Raw genomic sequence first — 18142 nt, forward strand, 5'->3', positions numbered from 1 at the left:
GAGTGGCGCTTCGTCACCATGGTAGCAACGATTTCCCGAGAGCTTTCTGTGCTGCAGGAGTCATCCCCAGGTCATTACGGTTCCACCAGCCGCCGCCAAGGGATTGGAACAGACCCACACTATCAGAGAACCTTGCGCCCTGTGCCTGAACATAGGCCAGGCGCGCCTGAGCATGAGATTGCTGGGCTTGAAGCACCATCAGCTCACTGACATCTCCCAAGCGAAGCTGAGCCTGAGCAATCTTCAGACTCTTCCCCGTAGCAGTATAGGCACTCTCATTCGCCATCAGCGCATCAGCATCAAAGTCCAGCGCATGAAGGCTGTCTGCGACGTCCTGAATGGCACTCAGGACTGTGGCCTTATAGGTCTCGTTGGCCTGTAGCAGGTTGTCGCGTGCCTGCCGCTCGGCATGCAGGAGGGAGCCGCCCTGGAAAATTGGCTGCATGACAGTCGCAGCGATCGTCCAGTTTCCATATCCCGGCTTGAAGAAGTCGCTCATGGTCCCGACGGCCTGCCCTGGGAGGGCACTAAGCTGCACGTTGGGCAGGCGATTGGCGATCGCCACACCAATCTGCGCGCTTGCAGACTGGATTTGTGCCTGTGCCGCCCGAATATCCGGGCGTTGATTCAGAAGATCTGAGGGCAGGGAGACCGGCAATGTCTGCGGAAGCGTAAACTGTTCCAGCCTGAAGGTCGGCAGCGGAGTATTGGGTGCCACCCCAACCAGAACAGCTAACTGATCCCGGGTTTGAGCCAACTGAAGATTCAGAGAGGGAAGGGTAGCTTCAAGCTGCGCCACCGAAGCAAGCTGCGCCACCATGTCCTGCTCGGACGCGTCTCCGAATTTCTGCCGGGCCGTAATCAGCTTGAGAGCCGATTTCTGGCTGGCAATCAGATCCTGTGTCGCTTCGAACTGCGCACGCAGCGTGGCCTCGTCAATTGTAGCGCTCACCAGATCGGAGATCAGGGTAAGAGCGGTAGCTTCAAGCTGAAATTTCTGAATTTCAGCCTGCGCGCCCGCGGCCTCAATCGCTCGCCGCGTCCCACCCCAGAGATCCGGAACATATCCGATCGTCAGCTGAGCGGTATGAACATTATACAGCCAGCTGTTGTTGTTCGGCACCGGAGAGTAGACGCGTGAGGTCTTATTGCGTGTTGGGTTGAAAGAGGCCGAGATCGTCGGATACAGACCCGCCCCTTCAATCCGCCGTTGCTCCCATGCAGACTTCAACCCTGTCTGCATGGCTTTCATGGACTGGTTGTTGGCCAGAGCCTGCTCAACAAGCGTATTGAGCTGCGGATTGCGGAAGACTTCCCACCACTTTCCAGGAATGTCCACGCCACTCTGGAAGTGTTGAGCCACTCCTGTCCCGCTTTGGGCATTGCCAACCGTTCCGGCGAGCGGCGTAGCTTGATAGTTCACATCCTTTGGAAGGTCCGGACGATGAAAGTCCGGACCGACTGCGCAGGCTGATATCAGAACCGATCCCAGAAGGGCGGTCGTATTTTTAAGAACCCGCTTCATGTCGGGGCTCCATTCTCTTCAGACGGGCGCGGACGACGGGCATCCCGACGCTCCACCCACATTTCAAGCTCACTGAAATAGACGGGCAATGCAAAGAGGGTCAGCAGTGTGGCAATCCCAAGCCCGCCTACGACGACTGTTGCAAGCCCACGCTGCACGTCCGTGCCAACGCCGGTTGCCAGTGCTGCCGGGAGCATGCCTGCACTGGCAACGGTTGCCGTCATAAGAACCGGTCGGAAACGCTCACCCGCTCCCATAATCGTAGCATCCCGCACAGAACGGCCTTCGGCACGGTGCCGGTTGATGCTGGAAATCATGATGATGCCATTCTGCACAGCCACACCGAAAAGCGCGATAAAGCCTACAGCTGTAGCGATATTCAGGGTCTCTCCACGCACATGCAGCGCAATCAGGCCACCCAGCGTCGCGAGCGGAACAACGCTGAGAATGAGCAGTGCCTGGCGGATTTTGCCGAATTCGATGAATAACAGAACCAGCATCATGGCAAACATGACGGCCAGAGCAACGGCAAGACGCTTCTGCGCGCGTTCCTGCTGCTGGAATGTGCCTGCCCATTCCAAAGTGTACTTCTGCTTGTCGTAATGCACCGATTGCTCAATGCGGGCCTGAGCATCAGCAAGATACTGTGACAGGGGACGCTGGCCATTATCGACCCGGATGGTGATCTGACGATGGCTCATCTCGTGAGCGATATTGCTCTCACCCATGCGCAGACCGACCTGGGCCACCTGGGAGAGCGGCACAAAAGCGCCCTGTGCAGTCAGTAGTGGAAGCTGCGAAAGACTTTGGAGATCCTGCGCGTCTTTCCGGGGAATCCGCAGTGTTGCGTCATAGAAGCGATCATCTTCATAGACTGTGGAAATAGGGGCATCCCCGATTGCGTAGGACACGATATCCGAAATATCGGAAATATTGATTCCGTAGCGGGCAGCCGCAAGCCGATCAGCCGTTACGTCGATCTGGGGAATTCTGGGCTCCTGAAAGATCGAAGCCTCAGCCGTACCAGGAACCTTATGGAGGACATCCACAATCTGCTGTCCAACGTGGCGAAGTTCCTGAAAGTCATTGCCATAGACACGAAGGACCAGCGGGCTGTGCGCCCCGCCAACAAGATCACTCATCTGATCTTCAATCGGCTGGCTGATACCGAAATCGATGCTTGGTATCTTCTGCAGCCGATCATGTAGCCGCTGGACGAATTGTGCCTTCGTTTCTCCCGAAGGCCATTGGTCATAAGGCTTCAGGCCAACTGGCATTTCGATGTGAGATGGCGTCCACGGATCCGTGCCGTCGTCAGAGCGACCCAACTGAGTGATGGCATAAGAGGTTTCCGGGAACTCTCTCACGGCATCCCGCAGTTCATTGGCGATCTGTTCGCCCTTCTCCATCGAAATCCCGGTCGGCATCTGGACCTGTAGCCACAGGGCGCCTTCATCAAGATCAGGCAGGAACTCACGGCCGATTGTTGCCCCCAGGAAGACCACAGCCACCAGAGCGCCCAGACCGGCTCCATAAGCAAAGAGGGGGCGATCAATGAAATGACCGAGCCAGTAGCTGTAACGACCATGCAGCCATTCGAGCGGGCGATTGCGCCAGATATGACGGGGTTTCTGAAGTGCCAGAAAGCTCAGCGACGGGATCAGGGCCAGTGCGCAGAGCAGCGCCCCCAGTAGTGCGAAACTGACCGTATAAGCCATGGGCCGGAACAGCTTCCCTTCGCTTCCTTCGAAAGCAAAGAGCGGGCTGTATGCCAGAATAATCACGAGCGTGGATGAGAAGATGGCATGCCCGGCTCGCTTGGCTACCGTCAGAACTTCAGAAGAGTCCAATGCTTCGGTGGGCTTTTCCTCACGAACACGCAGAATGGTCTCGGTAATGACGATGGCGCCATCCACGATCACGCCAAAGTCGACGGCACCGAGCGAAAACAGATTGGCGGACATGCCAAGGAAATGCATGAGCGTGAAGACGACGGACAGCGCAAGTGGAATGGTGATGGCCGTGACAACGGCGCTGCGCGGACTTCCCAGAAAGAGCGTCAGGATCACGACAACCAGCAGAATACCCTCAATCATGGTTTCCGTGACCTTGTGGGTCGTGGAGAGAACCAGATTGTCTCGGTCGATATAGGGAACGACGCGGATATGCTGGGGGGCAAGCTGCGTCTGAAGCTTCGCAACCGTCTGGTGCAGGTTTTCCAGAACTACGGAAGGGTTTTCACCACTCAGCATGGTGACGACACCCTCAATGGTATCGGGATTATGATCCTTCCCTAGAATGCCTTCGCGAACCTGATGCCCGAACTGCACCGTTCCGAGGTCCCGCACCAGCACGGGGACACCATTTCGCTGGGCTACGGCGATGTTACCCATATCTGCAAGTGAATGGATCATGCCGACACCACGAACGATGTAGGATTGCTCCCCTCGTGTGACGCGACCACCACCGGCATTGATGTTGTTATTGCGGATGGCTGTCAGAACATCTTCCAGGCCAATATTATAGCGGAACAGCGCGGAGGGATTGAGGACAAGCTGATATTCCCTCGTGAACCCGCCGAAATTATCAACGCTGACCACTCCTGGTACGTGAAGCAGGGCAGGAATAACCGTCCATTTCTGGACGTCCGACAACTGCATCAGGTTTTTGTCGTCTGACTCCAGCGTATAGCGATAGATCTCGCCCGTCGGGCCGGAAATTGGCCCTAGGGAAGGCTGCGCGCCATTGGAAAGCGGGTTGCTGGCAAGGATGGTTTCAACCTGCTGTCGGGCCCAGAACACATCTGTCCCATCCCGGAAAATCAGCGTGATGAGAGACAGCCCAAATGTGCTGGTGGAGCGACTGTCCGAAACACCGGGAACGCTGGCAAGCATGCGCTCCAGAGGAATCGTGACCTGCTGCTCCATTTCCTCCGCAGCCAGACCGGACTGCTGGGTCGTTACAAGAACGCTGACAGATCCAAGGTCCGGATAGGCTTCAACAGGCAGGACACGCCACGCAATGCTTCCCATGACGGCAAGCAGGACGGCGGCAAAGAAGACGATGTTCCGGCGCACGAAGCACCAGGAGATAAAACGTTCGATCATGATGGCTGGCCCGTTCCGGTCAGTCGTCGTTCAGCAGGATGGCGCCGCTGGTCACAACACGCTCACCCGCTGACAGGCCGGAGAGAACAAGTACATCGTCACCTTCGTCGTAATTGATGGTGACCTCACGCCGACGAAAAGTCCCGGGAGCAGTTTCGACGAAAACCGAAACCTGGTCGTTGTTCATCAGCAACGCGGATTTTGGCACCTGAACAGCATCGTTTTCCGAAACACTCAGATTGGCCGAAGCGAATATACCCGGGCGCAGCTGGGCGTTCCTATTGGGGCAAACAACGTAAACGTTGAGCCGCCGTGTATCAGGCTTCAATTCCGGGTCCAGTGTTGCAACCGGGCCGGAGCAGGTCTGACCGGGGAGGGCCGGGAACGTGACATCCAGTGTGGCTCCTGCCGTGATGTCAGCTATGCGGCTTTCCGGCACGGCCGCAGCGACCCACACGGAAGAGAGATCCAGCAGCGTCATCTGAATGGCCGTTGAGTCCGTGATGTTCTGCCCCACAGCCATGTTGGCTGCGGAAACAACACCATCAACGGGCGATACGAGAGGGACCTGCCCCTTCGCAGCATAATCGGAGCGCGCGCCCAGAACCTGTAGCCGCTGATGGGTTCTTAGGGCTTCTGCTTCTGCCTGAGCCAGATCATTGCGTGCAGATTCGAGGTCTTTCACGGCATTTCCGCCAGCAGCGAGCACGCCGCGCGCACGGTCATAGGCACGTTTGGAGAAATCCAGTGCAGCACGGGCCCGACGATCGTCGGCCCAGGCCTGATCCAGATCGCTGGCTGCAATTGTCGCCAGGACCTGCCCACGTGAAACATGCTGACCGAGCTGAACCGCCACACTCATGATCCGGCCTGTTGCTGGTGCCAGCACATTGACCTGATGATCGGGTATGGCAACCACCTGCGCAGGCAGAGTCACCCCGGCCATGGCATGCGACAGGGAAACCGGAGCGATCACAAGGCGTTTCTGCAAAGGGCTGCCATCCCGCAAGACGAGACTACCATTCTGCCGGGCAAACATAGGTTGCTCGGGGATAGCCGCATGAGGCGGAGCGAAGAAATAGGTTCTCAAGAAAAGAACAAGGAAAACCAGACCCAGCAGGCCGAGAGCCAGAGCGCTGGCGCGCGCAACACGCATACTTTTTGAAAACCCCGTATCTGCCAGACGACCAATGCCGCAAATGCGGCAGAAGCATGAACCGTCCTGCTACTTCAGAACCCCGACGATTTCATGGCAAGCGCTACGTGACATAATCATCGGTCAGCATCACTAGAAGCTGAAAACTTGGATTTTCTAAAGGCTTCCAGCAACATATTGCAAAAATTTTATCGTTTTGACCCAAAAATTACATAAAAAAAGCAGCTCACCCCCGGGGGATGAACTGCTTTGGCCGTCTTGAACTGCTGGAGCAGATCAGAAGCGGTATTCAATACCGGCTGCAACCGTGGTCGGGTTCAGGCTGTCACGGGCATGGATGTATGGGCCAGAAGTCCCGCCGCGCTCGTTGATGAAGGCCGGAACGGACAGCCACATCTGCTTGGCGTCAAAGTTGAAGAACCAGTTGCCGACGAGCTGATAATCAAAACCAACATTGGCAGCCGGACCAACCGTCGTACGCAGATCAAGCTTCTGAACCGCACCACCAGCCGGGCTGATGTTGTGGAAGAACGCCAGCGTCAGGCCGACACCCACATATGGGTTGAAGCGCTTGTGCGGGCGGAAGTGCCAGGCCAGCGTCAGCGTCGGCGGCAGAACCCACGTGCTACCCAGATCAACCTTGCCCAGTGCCGTGTCTTCAGCGGCAAGTTCATGACGGGTGCTGGCTGCGATCAGATCCAGAGAGATATGATCCGTGAAGAAATATTCGAACGTGAATTCAGGAGCCACCTGATTGGTTGCTTTTACGCGGCCACCGATCACCTTCACGCGGGAAGACGTATCCTGCGGAAGAACACCCAGAGCAGACAGACGGATCAGGAAGTCACCCTTGCCCAGACCGATCTTTGTGTTCGCGCAGGTCTCAAACAGACCGCAGTGGCCGGATGACGGGGGAATGATGTTGACCTGTGGTACCGGAGCCGCCGTCATCGGAGCGGAAACAGTAGCCTGAGGAGCAACGACAGGGGCCGTTGTCTGAGCGAAAGCAGGTGATGCCACCAGACCTAGGGCGGCGACCAGCGCAAGAGCTGAAGTCTTCATGTTAAAGAGGTTCCATCAACAATAGTTGACCTCACAAAGCACTCCTCCTCACGCCTCACCTTGACCTGGATCAAGTCTGGGGAATTATGTGCTATGGGTGTGGCGGCACAGCAAATGTTACAGGCCGGGAGAGTTCCAATCATCATGACATCAACGCGTATCCCGGACGAAGTCCACGATCGCTGTGCCCACTGCATTGGTCGCGAACATAGTATCTGTAGTGCAATAGACGATTGTGATCTTGCTATACTTGCCAGTGAATCTTCAAAAATGACTGTTCCGGATGGACGTTCATTTATAGAAGAGGGCGAGCCAGCCCATGATTTTTTCGTTGTGACTGGTGGGCGCGTTAAACTTTTTACACTTCTTCCAGACGGACGCCGCCAGATTACCGGTTTTGCTGAAGGTGGAGATTTCCTTGGGCTTGCAGCGTCCACGAGCTATGCATTCGGTGCAGAGGCGCTCGGCACTGCGGTTCTGTGTCGTTTTCCCCATGCGTCGATGCAGCGACTCACAAGTCGCTTTCCCAATCTGGAGCATCGGCTGCGTCAGGAAGCGTCCCGTGAACTGACCCTGATGCAGGCTCGTATGACCCTGTTGGGCCGAAAGACGGCCCGCGAGCGTCTTGCAACCTTCCTGATGGAGCGCGCCCGGCTGCTCTCAGCGCCAGTACCAGAACCTCATGCGCCGATTGAGCTGGATCTACCCATGCCGCGGACCGATATCGCTGATTATCTTGGACTGACTATTGAAACAGTCAGCCGTGTTCTGAGCGCCTTTAAACGGGAAGGTCTGATAAGCATTCGTGGCATTACTCACATTACAATTATGCAACCTGACCGCATCGCTATAATTGCGGAAGGCCTCGAATAGAAGTTTATTTACCGGGAAGCCACATTCCCGCCACGAAGTGCTGGTGTCTTCCTGCAAGATGATTACAGGAGACTTCATGAAAAACCGTATTTTCTTCCGTTCGCTTCTTGCTGTCAGCCTGCTGACCGGTTCGGTTTCAGTAGCCTCCAAGGCCTACGCAGCCGATCCGGCTGCAGCTACGCAGAGTACTCAGAATGACTTCCTTGGGAATCTTGCCCAGAAAGAAGACAATCTCAACAACCGCGTGAAGAACTACCAGACGCAATCTGCTGCGGCCCAAGCTGAACGCACCCAGAAAATCCAGGCACTCAAAGACAAGTACGCGAATGCACCGGCTAACGAAAAAGCCAACATTCAGAACAAGATCAACAGCGAGCGTGACAAGCTGAATACAGCCCGTACCGCACAGACGGAAAAGCTTCAGAAGCTGCGCAATGCGCCGCAGGAACAGAAGAACCGTCTGAATGCACTGGGCAAGAAGAGCCGCAGCGATGCGACGAACTTCCTGAACGGCGGTCTCTGAGACAGCCTCACCAGCCGGATTACTCCGGCTGGCATTCTTTCTTACGTTACAGAGAGCGAAACGCTTTCATAGCCCGGTCCCGACCGTCTTGAAGCTCGACGATCGGATGTGGGTAAGTCTTTCCCAAAATGACGCCAGCGTGGCGCAGTTCATCTTCCCGCGCGTTCCAAGGCTCGAGCAGTGCCTTTCCTGAGAGCTTTTTCAGCTCCGGCACCCATTGACGGATATAATCGCCGTCAGGATCAAATTTCACACCCTGTCTGGTCGGATTAAAAATCCGGAAGAACGGCGCAGCATCAATGCCCGTCCCAGCAACCCACTGCCAGTTCATGGCATTACTCGCCCAGTCCGCGTCGACCAAGGTGTCACGGAACCAGGCTTCTCCTTCACGCCAGTCAATCAGCAGATGCTTCGTCAAAAATGATCCGACGATCATTCTCGCCCGATTATGCATCCATCCCGTCACCCAAAGCTGTCGCATGCCAGCATCCACAACAGGAATGCCGGTACGTCCCTGTTGCCACGCCTCTAAATCTGTCTGGCTCGTGCGCCACGACATGGATGAAAATTTCTGATTCAGGCTGGCTTCGGGAAGAAGAGGCTGATGGAAAAGGGTGTATTTCGCGAACTCCCGCCACCCGATCTCAGAGAGAAAAATTCGCGCGCCTTCTTCAGAAGCCCCTTTACGCTGAATGGCAGCCCAGACCTGCCGCGGAGAGACCGCCCCGGATGCCAGATAAGGGGACAGCCGCGAGGTTCCTTCACGCCCTAACTCGTCCCGGCCGGTTCCATAACGGGTACAGTCGTGCTTCAGGAAGTCCTCCAGGTGCTCCTGTCCCTCCGTTTCCCCCGGCTCCCAGTTAGACCGCAACCCGGCGGCCCAGTCAGGCTGGGTGGGAAGGAGAGCCTGCTCATTAAGACGGTGATCTGAAAGCAGGTCGCTCTCAATAAAATAGAACGACAGGTGGGATGGCGCATCTACAGGATCCGGAACGTCCTGAAGCTGAAACGCTTTCCAGAAGGCCGTGAAAACGCGATAGAATTTTTCTTCCTTCGTGCGGATCCGTTCAGGATCCAGCAGGACTGTTCCCCATTCTGCCTTCGCCGAGACGCCATTTTTACTGAGCGCATCAGCAATACGGTCGTCCTGCTGCCGCTCTTTGGCATGAAACCGGTGATGCCAGAAAACGCAGTTAGACCCAGTTTCTTTCGCAAGCGCAGGGATCAGCGTCTCTGCGGAGCCATGAAGCGTCAGGAGCGCTCCATGGTGTTGAGCCAGAGATTTTCTTAGCTCGGCCAGTGCGCCATGAAGCCACCACCGGGATGCCGCTCCCAGACGGTGGAGTGCAGGTGTCTCATCATCAAGAACATAAACGCAGATCAGCGGTCGCCCGGTTTTCACAGCAGCCTGTAGGGCGGGGTGATCTGCTAGGCGAAGGTCATCCCTGAACCAGACGATGACAGGGGATTCTTTAGTCTGTGACGCGCGGGCAAGCATTCGGCTCTCTTTCCGAGGGCATGAAGGGCAGAGGATGAAAACCTCGAAAACAGGGCTCACAGAATGCGTGAGCTGAAATTAAGCGTGCTTTGCGTCAGATGGTTTCACAGTTTGTGTCGACGCGGGCAGCGGCTTGTGCTCCCGGCCAGAATAATTGGTGATGATGGTGCGTACAGCGCCTGCGGCTTCTTCAGCAGCCATGATCGCCGTATCACCCCACGCATTATCCAGCGAATGAGCCGGTACATCGTGAAGCTGTGTTGCTGCCCCGGCTTCCTTGCCGTCTGGTGTGATGACATGCCAGACGATTTCGATGTGCTGCATCAAAGTTTTATCGACTGTCCCCGCAGTTGTGACCTTCACGACGCCCTGAACCGTAAAATCCGCGTTCTTGGCGTTGGTCTGCACAGAGTTTGTTTTGTCAGGCAGCGATGCATAGAACGCCCGGGCTAGAGAGGTATTTCCGTCGCCGGGCGCTCCTTTAACGCCTTCAAAATAGATATGAGCGGCACGGCGCATGAGGCTGTGAGGGTCCTGCTGCATCATATCCGCCTGGATACCTGTCAGGAGATTGGCCAGTTCAGGAGCCTCCTGCATGGCGGCGCCCTTAATGGCCAACGGATCTCCCGCACTCCAGCCTGCCATATCAACCGGCGCGCCATCGCCTTCAGCACGTGCTTTCCCCTCAGGCGTCATGATGACGTAGTGCGGCACCACCGCTCCGTTGCGAGTGCTTGCGCTCAGTTTCAGCCACCAGTCACCAGGCTTTTTCGGTTGGGCAATAGCCGGAACCGACTGCGCCACCATGGCTTCCGCAACGTCATGAGCCCACAGCTTTGCAGCATCATCGGACAACAGGGACTCAGAAGATGTTGGAACGGCCAGTCGGGCAGGAGGCAGGTTTGCCGTTGCGAGCTGCCGGGCCTGTTGTCCCGGGTCCGAGAAGGGGCGGGGCATGCTGAAGCAGCCGGCCAGACAGAGGGGCAGCAGAACAGGCAGGAAACGGCGCATCAGGGCTCCGGAACAGTGATAAAGAGACCGGCGAAGTGTAAGGGATCACTTCGCCGATGTCGAAACTGCGGATCAGCGGCGGATCAGAATGTAATTGATCGTCACATCGATATCGAAGTGGTCGCCCTTCATGTCAGGCGGCACGGGCGGCAGTTTGGCCCCCTGGAACATGCCCGTCGTGGCAGCATCCAGTGAGTAGGAGCCGGACTGGCCCGTTAGCCGGACTGTTTTCACATGCCCGAATCTGTCCAGAACAACATGGACAGAAGACGGACCATCCTCTCCGGCGCGGGCGGCATCTTCCGGATAATACATGTGAGACCGGATCCAGCGATCAATCTCGCTGCCGTAGTCTTCACTGACGCCCTTCACGCTGGTGCGTGTCTGATAAGGCGCGTTAATGGCGCCATTCATGCTGAGCGGCCCTAGCGACATGTCAATCGGCCCGCCCGAGCCTGCCGCACGTCCACGACGATGCCGGTAGGGTGACGGCTGTTCACCGAAGGACAGATCCATCGGATGGGCGAGCGGATTGTTGTTCTGCGATCGGTTCGAGCGATGGGCACGATGACTGTGCGACGTCGTCTGCGTGCTTCGCTGGCTGGGTGCGGCGCCCGGCGTAACCTGCTGAGACGGCGTGGTCTTGGGAAGCTCGGACGACGACTCTTCGGGCACGGGCGGGGCCGACGGCGTTTCAGGCGTCGGTACGGCAGGTGTCGGGGCAGATTGCTGTTGCTCTGGCTGCTGCTGTTCCTGCTGGGTTTCTTCCTGGCTCTGGGCAGGTGGCGGTGGCGGAGCGCCCCCCTGATCATTGGCGCGCGGTCCCTGCATGCTGCTTTTTGAGGGGGGCTGGTCAAAGACCATCTCAACCTGTGGCTGCTCACTTCCTGCAGGTGAACCATGCACGCCCTGATGCTGCGTAAGCAGCAGGGCGAGGACTGCCGCATGAAGGCCAGCAGAAATGCAGAACGGAACAGTCGGCCCCGGTTCCACAATGGTCTGTGGGCGCATCATGGGCGTCAGGACGGGACGAACCGGGCTTTTCGCAGGTGGGACATAATCCTTCAGTCGGGACCGGAATCCCTTCGGTGACTGAAGATGTGCATTCACAGGGCGTAAGGACGCAGCGAACAGCTTTGGCTCGCGACGCTCCACCTTGCCATTGGCAGACGGCATTTTCCCGCTCATACGTTGCGGGCCTGCTCAAAAGAGGAAAGGTGGCGGCAAGTCATCGCCAGGCTTTATGCACCAGGGCGGGCGGGTTCGTCATCCGGCAGGCTGGTATCCGGTCTGGGGGTGGGCATTGCGTCTGTCACTATCATGGCAGTAATGGGCAGTTCACGAAAGAGACAAAGCGCCATGTTCCTGGCAGGAAAAACAGCTTCATGACAGGCAGTCTCATATCGTGTCTTTCCGTTGATCCGGATGTTGCAGCCGCAGTTCGCAGGATTGGTCCCTGTCGCCTTCAGGGAAGAGGCGATCAGGAGCCATATGACGCCCTCCTCCGTGCCATCGCCGGGCAACAGCTCCATGGTGTGGCTGCGCGCCGTATCTTCGGGCGGCTATGCCTTCTTGGCCCTGAGGCGTCCGAGGATGGCACGCCCCCATCGCCTGATGCCCTTCTTGCTTTGTCCGAAGATGCTTTGCGTGCCTGCGGCCTGTCTGCCAGCAAGCAGAGTGCCATGCGGGGCGTTGCGCAGGCTCGCTTGGATGGGCTTGTGCCCAGCCGACAAGACGCTGATGCACTGGAAGACGAGGACCTGATCCAGCGGCTCATAACCCTTCGTGGTGTCGGACGATGGACCGTCGAGATGCTGCTGATGCTGACGTTGAACCGGCCCGATGTGATGCCGGTGGATGACTTTGGTGTCCGGGAAGGCTGGCGCCGGATTAAAGGGCTGGACATTGCTCCGAAGCCCAAAGCCCTGAAAATTGAAACGCTTCCCTTTTCCCCACATCGCTCCGCGCTGGCCTGGTATTGCTGGCGCGTGGCGGAAGGAGGGCGAAAAACTGCTCCCAACGTGTTGACGGGTTAGTCTGGAGAGTTGGCCGGTTCGCTGAGGAACGCCATCATTTCAGCAATGAAAGGGCGGGGTTGCTCCGCATGCAGCCAGTGACCTGCGCCCTCCAGAGTTTGTATCCGGGCATGGGGAAACAGTGCCATGATCAGGGGATGGTGCTCCGGCCTGACATAGTCGGAATTGCCACCACGAAGGAACAGAGCAGGCCCTTCATAAGGAATAGCCTGAATTTCAGGCCAATCTTCGATCAGACGTATCCCGTGCGTAATATCATCAAACCCAATGGCCCAGCCCGGCGTGCCATCGAGGTGAACATTCTGAGCCATCAGTTCCGCAACGGCTCTGCTGCCTGTGACGGGTTCCAGCAAGTCCAGCGCACCACTCCGGGTCAGCTCTGGCGGAAACGTGATGGCATCCAGCCGGGTAATCATGTCGCCATGGCCCTGCTGGGTCCGCGCGGGGGCCATATCAGCGACCATCAGGCGGGCTACACGGTCTGGCTCTGCCAGAGCGAGCATCATTGCAACCTTCCCACCCATGGAATGTCCGACGACCGAAAAGGAATCGACCCCGAGATCATCAAGGGTTTCCAGAACATCCTGCGCCATCGCAGCGTAGCTAACGGGGCCGTGCGGACTGTCTCCGTGATTGCGAAGGTCCAGGGCAATCGTCCGAAATGTCTGGGCTGCCTCACGCTGAAGAAAACCAAGATTACGGGCGCGTCCAAACAGTCCGTGCAGGAAAACGACCGGTTCCTGTCCGTCTCCGCGTTCGATGGCGTTGAGTTTCATGCATGATCCTTCCATGACAGCGGTTGATCGCAAGCAGCGTTCCAGCCAAACAGAACTACACCTGCCGCCGGGGAGACCTCTTGTCCACCAGTCCCACCCGTAACGAATTGCGTTTTCGCGTGAATCGCCATCTGCGCGAGCTCGTTCGTCACCCCACCCAGGCTCCCGTGACGCTGCGTGCGATGGTGCGCGCTGACGAGATCTGGCTGACTGTTCTGGCTGCCGTGGTCGGGGGACTGTCTGGGCTGTGTGTTGTGATTGTTACAACCGTCACCCTGTTTCTTCACAGCGCACTATTCGGTCGCGGGAACACGGTGGACGGTCACCTTTCCGGCCTGACATGGCTCCCTCCATGGCGTCTCCTCCTCGTCCTGACACTGGGCGGCCTTGTCCTTGGAATATTCGGTGCGGTGGTTTCAAAAGTTATGCCACGCCGTCCGGTCGATCCCATTGAAGCCAATGCTCTGCATGGTGGTCGCATGTCTGTGCGAGACAGCATCTTCGTTGCACTTCAAACGATCCTGTCCAATGGCATAGGGGGCTCAATCGGCCTCGAAGCAGGTTTTACACAGATTGCCTCTGCTCTTGGGTCCCGCATTGGCCAGTCTTTCCGGGTCCGTCGTGAAGATCTGCGCGTTTTGGTGGGTGCGGCTGCTGGCGCGGCGATCGGTGCTGCATTCAACGCGCCCGTAGCGGGAGCTTTTTACGCCTTTGAACTCGTGATCGGCTCTTACTCTCTTGTCAGTTTGTCACCCGTCGCTGTTGCGGCTCTTGCCGGTGTGGGTGTGGCGCATCTGTTTGGTCACATGCCTGCCGCGGTTGTGATTGCAGATCCGGGGACCCTGACGTGGGATGGGAGTGTCAGTGTTGTTGTCATCAGCATTCTGTCTGCTCTGACCGCCATCGGCGTGATGTATTGTGTGACCCAGACCGAGGTTCTGTTTCGCAAGCTCCCTGGCCCCGTGTGGCTGAAGCCTGCTGTCGGCGGACTGATGGTTGGTGGGTTAGCAGTTATTCACCCGTCAGTCCTGTCGGCGGGACATGACGCCATGCGAGTGGTTTTTGCGGGATGGATTACGCCCCGTCTGGCTCTCGGCCTGCTGATACTGAAAGCGCTGGCCTCCTGCATTTCCATCGGCTCCGGATTCCGCGGGGGGCTATTCTTTGCATCTCTGTACCTCGGTAGCCTGGCCGGGACAGTGTATGGCGCGCTGCTTGAATGGGTCGGCTTGGCGCCAGTGTCCCTGACAGCTTGTGCTTTGATTGGCATGAGCGCCATGGCCGTGGCCATCATCGGTAGCCCCATGACCATGGTGTGCCTGCTTCTGGAACTGACAGGCAGTATTTCCATGAGTGGTGCAACATTCGTAGCCGCTGTTCTGTCGCTCCTCACTGTGAGACGTCTGTTCGGCTACAGCTTCGCCACATGGCGCTTTCATCTGCGCGGTGAATCCATTCGCTCTGCCGTGGATATCGGATGGATGCGCTCTCTGAACGTTCGGCGCATGATGCGTGGACAGGTACGAACCATCTCTTCTGACACCCCCCTGAACCGGGCACAGGCTCTTTTTCCGTTGGGCTCCGCGCAGAGAATTGTCCTACTGGATCGGGACAGCCGCTATGTGGGAATGGTTAATGTGGCAGAGCTCCAAGCCGTTCCTGCGGCCTCAACGCCCGTGCAGAGCCTCGCCCATTTCGAAAACGCCATGTTGACGCCTTTGCTGACAGTTCGTGAAGCCGTGGAACTGTTCGAACGTGCAGAAGCCGATGCCCTCGTTGTCGTGGAAGATCTTCAGTCCCGTCAGGTGGTTGGTATCCTGACGGAACAGCACGCTCTGCGTCGCTATGCCGAAGAGCTTGAGCGCAGTCGCCGAACACTTGCCGGCGAAGAGGGATCAGCCGTGTGACGGTTCACCCTTGGCATCGACGTCTATGCGCTTCAACATGACAGTCCATTCACAGGAGAACACTCATGTCCAACACCCCTGAAGATCGTCTCGCCGCCCTTGAAATCACACTGCCGGAAGCTGCTGCACCGGTTGCGAATTACGTTACGACTGTCCTGACAGGCAATCTGCTGGTCGTTTCGGGTCAGCTTCCTCTCGTGGATGGTAAGCTGCTCATTACCGGCAAGCTGGGCGACGAAGTCTCCAATCATGCAGGTGTAGCCTGTGCACGCGCATGCCTCATCAACGTCATTTCCCAGGCCAAGGCCGCTCTGGGCGGTGATCTGTCCCGCATCAAGCGGGTTGTGCGTCTCGGCGGTTTCATTGCCTGCACACCTGAATTCACGGAACATGCTGTTGTCATGAACGGTGCGTCCGATCTCGCGGTTGAAGTCTTCGGAGATGCAGGTCGTCACGCCCGTTCCACAATCGGCGTTCCAAGCCTGCCAGTGAATGCACCGGTTGAAGTGGAAGCCCTGTTCGAAGTCGTCTGATTTCACCGGACTGGATGGGCTTCTTTCCCATCCAACTTCATGGAAAAGACAGCAAAACGTTGTCTTTTCCATGCCTGATCAACACGTTTGCCCTATGGGTTATGTACGTTTGCAGGATCAGCCGTCATGAGCGCCTCTACTCCCCTACCATCAGAAACGACTGAGTGGACGCTGACGCTTCATGCGTCCATCCATGAAATCGGCCCGGCTGAATGGAATGCATGCGCCGGCGACGAAAATCCGTTTGTGTCCTTCGGGTTTCTTTCGGCTCTGGAAGACAGTGGATCCGTCGCAGACCGAACCGGATGGCTTGTCAGGCATGCTGCACTACGCGCTCCCAATGGAACAATTGCAGCGCTCGCTCCTCTTTATGGAAAAGCCCATTCCATGGGTGAATATGTCTTCGATCAGTCCTGGGCCCGGGCCTATGAGGCGGCTGGAGGGCACTATTATCCCAAGTTCCAGTGCGCGGTTCCGTTTTCTCCAGTCCCCGGTCCACGCCTTCTTGTCCGGCCTGATCAGGTGGAACCACAGGCCGTCGCACGAGCGCTGGCATCGGCTTTAATGCAAGCAGCCGGGCAACTAGGTCTGTCCTCCGTGCATGCGACATTTTGCGATGACGCCTCGATGGAGGCATTTGAAAGCGCCGGATACCTCAAGCGCTTGGGCATTCAGTATCACTGGCAAAATCAGGGATACGCGTCTTTCGAGGATTTCCTGAATGCCCTGTCATCCCGTAAGCGCAAGGCCATTCGCAAGGAACGAAAAACAGCCCAGACCGCTGGCCTTACATTCGTGACAAGGCAAGGCGCAGACATTACCGCTGCGGACTGGAAAGCCTTTTATCGGTTCTATCAGTCTACGGTCGATCGAAAATGGGGGAGTGCTTACCTGTCTGAAAGCTTCTTCCCGATGCTTTCAGAGCGCTTGGGCAATAGCGTCGTCCTGATGCTCGCGCAGCATGAAGGACGCCCTGTGGCTGGGGCCCTGAATTTGATGGGAAAAGATACTCTCTTCGGGCGGAACTGGGGATGTGACGGTGAGTGGCCCTTCCTCCATTTTGAGCTGTGCTACTATCAGGCCATCGATTTTGCCATTGCCCATGGGTTGACCCGTGTGGAAGCTGGCGCGCAGGGGGAACACAAGATCCAGCGCGGCTATCTGCCAGCTCTTACGCGCTCGGCGCACGCCTTTTTGGATCCGGGACTGGGAAGAGCTGTTGCGGCTTTTCTTGAGGAAGAGCGGAGCGCTCTTCTGGATGAAGCCGAAGCCCTGGCAGCAGGCTCTCCATACCGTCAGGACGACTCGTCCTGACTGGTGCAGTTAACGATTGGGAAAGGGTCTGACAGTTAAGCTTCCTCCATGACAGTGGAATGCCGGAGCTTCAGCCGTGGAGAACAGCACCTATATTGCCCTTTCGCGCATGGATGCTCAGCAACGCGCCATGTCGGTGGTGGCAGACAACATGTCCAATGCTTCCACGGTTGGTTACAAACGCGAAAACGTTCTGTTCAGTGACTACCTTTCCCGGCAGCACAGAAGTACCCAGCCCACAGGCGCTGAGACCCAGGCCTATACTCAGGATCGCGCAACCTATCGTGACTTCCAGCAGGGCGACATGCAGCAGACGGGAAACCCGCTCGATCTTGCCTTGGGTGGAGAGGGGTATTTCCAGGTGCAAACCGCCAACGGTGTGCGACTGACGCGCGCTGGCCGTTTTGAGAAGCAGCAGGACGGAACGGTAGTTGACGAAAGTGGTAACGCCCTTCTGGACCGGGAAGGGCAGCCCATCGTGCTGCCAGTAACGGATCATCAACTCACCATTTCTTCGGACGGTGTCATAACCACTGAAACCGGTGAAGCCGGGCAGATCGGTATCGTCACTGCACGGGACAATAATACCCTCCAGGCTGAGGGCAGTCATCTTCTCCGATCAGACCAGCCAACCGATGCCGTGGACAGGCCTTCGATCCTGCAAGGTATGGTCGAGGGCAGTAATGTGCAGATGATGTCCGAGGTCACGAAGATGATGGATATCCAGCGCAATTTCGATTTCATGGCGCAGTTCGTCAACGCCGAGGCGACACGTCAGCAGAACGCCATCGATAAAATCGTTCAGGTCTCCGCCTGATAGA

At 57.2% G+C, this 18142-nt stretch carries 15 protein-coding genes; 7 read left to right on the plus strand and 8 right to left on the minus strand.

Features of this window, described 5'->3' with window-relative positions; translation table 11 throughout:
* Positions 1-13 precede the first annotated feature (13 nt).
* The 4 genes from ABF979_RS02580 to ABF979_RS02595 all read right to left on the minus strand — a co-directional run bounded on the left by ABF979_RS02580 (position 14) and on the right by ABF979_RS02595 (position 6850).
* Complete coding sequence (locus ABF979_RS02580; protein WP_415557597.1) at positions 14-1525, minus strand: efflux transporter outer membrane subunit; 1512 nt, start codon at positions 1523-1525, stop codon at positions 14-16.
* Positions 1522-4632 (minus strand): efflux RND transporter permease subunit, encoded by a 3111-nt coding sequence (locus ABF979_RS02585; protein WP_215749696.1) that lies wholly within the window; start codon positions 4630-4632, stop codon positions 1522-1524. Before ABF979_RS02585 ends, ABF979_RS02580 begins: the two co-directional genes overlap by 4 nt.
* Before the next feature lie 19 nt (positions 4633-4651).
* The gene (locus tag ABF979_RS02590; protein ID WP_415557598.1) at positions 4652-5788 is read right to left on the minus strand and encodes an efflux RND transporter periplasmic adaptor subunit; all 1137 of its coding nucleotides are present in this window, start codon (positions 5786-5788) and stop codon (positions 4652-4654) included.
* 276 nt (positions 5789-6064) lie between these two features.
* Positions 6065-6850 (minus strand): OmpW/AlkL family protein, encoded by a 786-nt coding sequence (locus tag ABF979_RS02595; protein ID WP_415557599.1) that lies wholly within the window; start codon positions 6848-6850, stop codon positions 6065-6067.
* 270 nt (positions 6851-7120) lie between these two features.
* Between ABF979_RS02595 and ABF979_RS02600 the strand changes: the two genes are divergently transcribed.
* Together ABF979_RS02600 and ABF979_RS02605 are read left to right on the plus strand one after the other, a co-directional pair.
* On the plus strand, positions 7121-7723 hold the full coding sequence (locus ABF979_RS02600; protein ID WP_306795930.1) for a Crp/Fnr family transcriptional regulator: 603 nt from the start codon (positions 7121-7123) through the stop codon (positions 7721-7723).
* Between the two features lie 76 nt (positions 7724-7799).
* Positions 7800-8246, plus strand: coding sequence for a hypothetical protein (locus tag ABF979_RS02605; RefSeq protein WP_202206933.1), 447 nt, complete (start codon positions 7800-7802; stop codon positions 8244-8246).
* A 46-nt stretch (positions 8247-8292) separates the two neighbouring features.
* Here the strand turns inward: ABF979_RS02605 and ABF979_RS02610 are convergent, their stop codons facing one another.
* The 3 genes from ABF979_RS02610 to ABF979_RS02620 form a co-directional block, all read right to left on the minus strand.
* Positions 8293-9744: a cryptochrome/photolyase family protein gene (locus ABF979_RS02610; protein WP_415557600.1), complete on the minus strand. Its 1452-nt coding sequence runs from the start codon at positions 9742-9744 to the stop codon at positions 8293-8295.
* Positions 9745-9822: 78 nt separating this feature from the next.
* The gene (locus ABF979_RS02615; protein WP_211500353.1) at positions 9823-10755 is read right to left on the minus strand and encodes a hypothetical protein; all 933 of its coding nucleotides are present in this window, start codon (positions 10753-10755) and stop codon (positions 9823-9825) included.
* 72 nt (positions 10756-10827) lie between these two features.
* Positions 10828-11931 carry an energy transducer TonB gene (locus ABF979_RS02620; RefSeq protein WP_415557601.1) on the minus strand — a complete coding sequence of 368 codons (1104 nt, stop codon included), beginning with the start codon at positions 11929-11931 and terminating at the stop codon, positions 10828-10830.
* Between the two features lie 209 nt (positions 11932-12140).
* Between ABF979_RS02620 and ABF979_RS02625 the strand changes: the two genes are divergently transcribed.
* Positions 12141-12791, plus strand: a complete 651-nt coding sequence (locus tag ABF979_RS02625) for a DNA-3-methyladenine glycosylase family protein (protein WP_415557602.1) — start codon at positions 12141-12143, stop codon at positions 12789-12791.
* Here the strand turns inward: ABF979_RS02625 and ABF979_RS02630 are convergent.
* Positions 12788-13567 (minus strand): alpha/beta fold hydrolase, encoded by a 780-nt coding sequence (locus ABF979_RS02630; protein WP_415557603.1) that lies wholly within the window; start codon positions 13565-13567, stop codon positions 12788-12790. The genes ABF979_RS02625 and ABF979_RS02630 overlap by 4 nt on opposite strands.
* Positions 13568-13698: 131 nt before the next feature.
* Here ABF979_RS02630 and ABF979_RS02635 point away from each other — a divergent pair, with 131 nt between their 5' ends.
* From ABF979_RS02635 to flgF, 4 genes are all read left to right on the plus strand, one after another.
* The gene (locus ABF979_RS02635; RefSeq protein WP_415557692.1) at positions 13699-15474 is read left to right on the plus strand and encodes a chloride channel protein; all 1776 of its coding nucleotides are present in this window, start codon (positions 13699-13701) and stop codon (positions 15472-15474) included.
* A gap of 65 nt (positions 15475-15539) precedes the next feature.
* Entirely contained in the window at positions 15540-16007 is a 468-nt protein-coding gene (locus ABF979_RS02640; RefSeq protein WP_010503058.1) for a RidA family protein, read from the plus strand.
* Positions 16008-16133: 126 nt separating this feature from the next.
* Positions 16134-17321: a GNAT family N-acetyltransferase gene (locus ABF979_RS02645; RefSeq protein WP_415557604.1), complete on the plus strand. Its 1188-nt coding sequence runs from the start codon at positions 16134-16136 to the stop codon at positions 17319-17321.
* Between the two features lie 76 nt (positions 17322-17397).
* Positions 17398-18138 (plus strand): flagellar basal-body rod protein FlgF, encoded by a 741-nt coding sequence (gene flgF / locus ABF979_RS02650; protein ID WP_415557605.1) that lies wholly within the window; start codon positions 17398-17400, stop codon positions 18136-18138.
* Positions 18139-18142 lie beyond the last annotated feature (4 nt).

The sequence above is a fragment of the Gluconobacter sp. genome (assembly GCF_047723935.1).
In the GTDB taxonomy this organism is placed as follows: Bacteria; Pseudomonadota; Alphaproteobacteria; order Acetobacterales; family Acetobacteraceae; genus Gluconobacter.